Source organism: Pedobacter chitinilyticus (assembly GCF_003313385.1).
Classification (GTDB): Bacteria; Bacteroidota; Bacteroidia; order Sphingobacteriales; family Sphingobacteriaceae; genus Pedobacter; species Pedobacter chitinilyticus.
This window is the reverse complement of sequence record NZ_QMHN01000001.1, coordinates 1,039,389-1,042,086: the sequence shown is the minus strand read 5'-3', so window position 1 is coordinate 1,042,086 and position 2,698 is coordinate 1,039,389. Positions and strand designations below refer to the sequence as shown.

The following is a 2,698-nucleotide window of genomic DNA, read 5'->3' as shown; positions in this document are numbered from 1 at the left end:
AGGAAAAGTCGCCGACTGCGCCTTTTGCTATTGAAGTTTGTGCTGGGGCGGATGTTGTGGTTGCCGCAAAAGCCAAGGTCGGGGTTTAGGGTAACGGAGAGGGGATGCTGGGGCTTGACATGATGGCTAGTTGTGCATGGGGATATTTGTCCGAGCTTTTGGCTTGATAGGTGCTTAGTTTGGGATGTTTGGTGTTTGCCCACGCTTAAGGCTTGCTAGCTTGACATAACGACTATTGGTTAGTGCGAATTGAAAGTAATTGTTATAAATAAGATGAATTCTGTTGTTTCATCAACATAAATAAAAGATCATGAAAAAGGTATTGGTTATTGAAGATAACGACGACATTAGAGAGGGTACGGTAGAGGTATTGACTTTGGCGGGCTATGAAGCTTTATCGGCCAAGAATGGTAAATTAGGGGTAGAGATGGCTTTAAGTACTTCGCCTGATATTATCTTGTGTGATATCATGATGCCTGAATTGGATGGTTATGGGGTATTGTATTTGCTAAGCAAAAATCCTAAACTGGCCAGTATTCCTTTTATTTTCATGACGGCAAAGGCGGAAAGGGCTGATATGCGCAAAGGCATGGAAATGGGTGCTGATGATTATCTGACTAAGCCTTTTGATGATTTGGAGTTGTTTAATGCCATTGAGAGTCGTCTCAAAAAGAAAAGTCAAACGGTGGGCTTTAAAGCGGCACCTAAGGATTTACAGACCATTTTTGCGGAGCTGAAGCAACGGGGCAAAAGCAGGAGTTTTGCGAGTAAACAGGTGATTTATGTGGAGAATGATGAGCCTGCTTATTTGTATTTCATTAAAAGTGGACAGGTAAAAACTTATAAGCGCTTTAAGGATGGGCGAGAGCTTTCTTCGAATATTTATAAGGATGGTGATTTTTTTGGTTACGAGAGTTTGTGCTGTGGGGTAAGTTATGCAGATAATGCCGCCACTTTAATGGATAGTGAGCTGTTGCTGATTCCTAAGGCTGATTTTATGGATGCTTTGTTTAACCATCAGGAAATGGCGACTGCTTTTATTGAACTGCTCTCGGGAAATATCCGCTTTAAGGAGGAACAGATGTTGAAATTGGCGTATTTTTCAGTGCGTAAGCGTGTGGCAGAAGCTTTGGTGCAACTGGCCCGAAAGTTTGCCAATGATAAAGAGGATACTTGTACTTTAAAGATCTCCAGAGATGATTTAGCGGCTTTTGTTGGTACTGCTAGTGAAACGGTAAGTCGTATGTTGGCCGATTTTAAGGAGGAGAAACTGATTGAGAAACACGGGAATGCTATTTTTGTGGTTTCTATTGATCGTTTGAGTCAAATTAAGCAGTGATTTAGGGGTTAGTAGTTAGTGGCTAGTGGCTAGTGGTTAGTAGTTAGGGGTTAGTAGTTAGGTGCGTAATTTCGAAATTGTTTTAGAGGGTGCGCATCGGGGGGTATTGGTTAATTGGTGATTTGTTTAACTGGTTGATTGTTACCGCAGATTACGCTGATTTTACCGCTGATTGGTTATTGCTAGTTCCATTCCTATATCGTCATCCCGACCGCAGTTTGTCATTCAGAGCGCACCTGTACCGACTCTTCGGTAGCGAAGAATCTCTTTAAGCACTGTTTATTCGTTTAACTGGTTATTTGGTTAATTGCTGAATCCGTTACTATGCACGCCTCTCGCCCTTTTAGGGAGAACCGAAGTGTAGCAAGCTCATTGATGCCAAAATATAATAGCGTACTTATCAATAGATGTCCAAAGGACAGAGAGGGTAACAAGCAAAGGGACCTCTCCCTAACCCTTCTGAAGTATCGGAACAGGTACTCCTTGAAAATGAGATGGGATTTAGCAGTGCTCACTCTTACTGCTAGACACTAATCATTCCTTTATTTAAGGGAAACCTTTAACTTAGCGCTTATCTATGCATTTATTCAAAAGCATTTTAGTGGTATTGATAGGGCTATGTTTTGTCGTGGCTTGTGGAAATAGCCATCAAAAACCTACCCAACTTACTTATGTGAAGTATGTGGCCCATAAGCGGGGCGATACTGCTATTGTGCTTCTTAATCAATCGAAGGAAATATTTAGTGGTACTTTAATGATTAATGAACATGGGGTTTATAGGGACTCGGGTACTGTTAAGGGATTGGTTAAAGGGGATACTTTGATTGGGGAATATCACTTTCTGCATTACAAATTGGAATGGAAACGTAAGCCTGTCGCTTTTTTAATTAGGGATCAGCGTTTGGTGATGGGTGAGGGTTTTACTAAAATGACTATGGGTATTGCACATTTTGATCCTGCGGTACCTATTGATTTTGATGAGGGGAAGCAGTTTGTGTTTATTAGGGATTAGGGATTAGGAATTAGGGGTTAGGGACTAGGGGTTAGGGGTTAGTATTTAGATATTAGTATTTAGTATTTAGATGTGTAGTTTCCAAATTTCTCGCCTTTAGGGGGACGCATCAGGTGGGGTGTTTTTTACAAATTGTAATTTGTTCACTGGCTCATTAGTTCATTAGTAAGCACTATTGTCATCTAAAGCGTTACCTGTACCTACTCTTCAGGAGCGAAGGATCTCTAGCAGCTTGGTTAGCTGTTGATGTGTCTAATCGGTTAACTGTTAACTCATAACTGGTAACTGATAACTCATAACTGTTAACTACCAACTGGTCATATGTTCACTGGCTCATTAGTTCATTA

2 protein-coding genes are annotated in these 2,698 nt (G+C 41.1%); both read left to right on the top strand.

The features are described 5' to 3' along the window. Window positions 1-310 precede the first annotated feature (310 nt). Window positions 311-1,339: a response regulator gene (locus tag DUT70_RS04425; protein ID WP_113646064.1), complete on the top strand. Its 1,029-nt coding sequence runs from the start codon at window positions 311-313 to the stop codon at window positions 1,337-1,339. 577 nt (window positions 1,340-1,916) lie between these two features. Then, entirely contained in the window at window positions 1,917-2,351 is a 435-nt protein-coding gene (locus DUT70_RS04420) for a hypothetical protein (protein ID WP_113646063.1), read from the top strand. Window positions 2,352-2,698 lie beyond the last annotated feature (347 nt).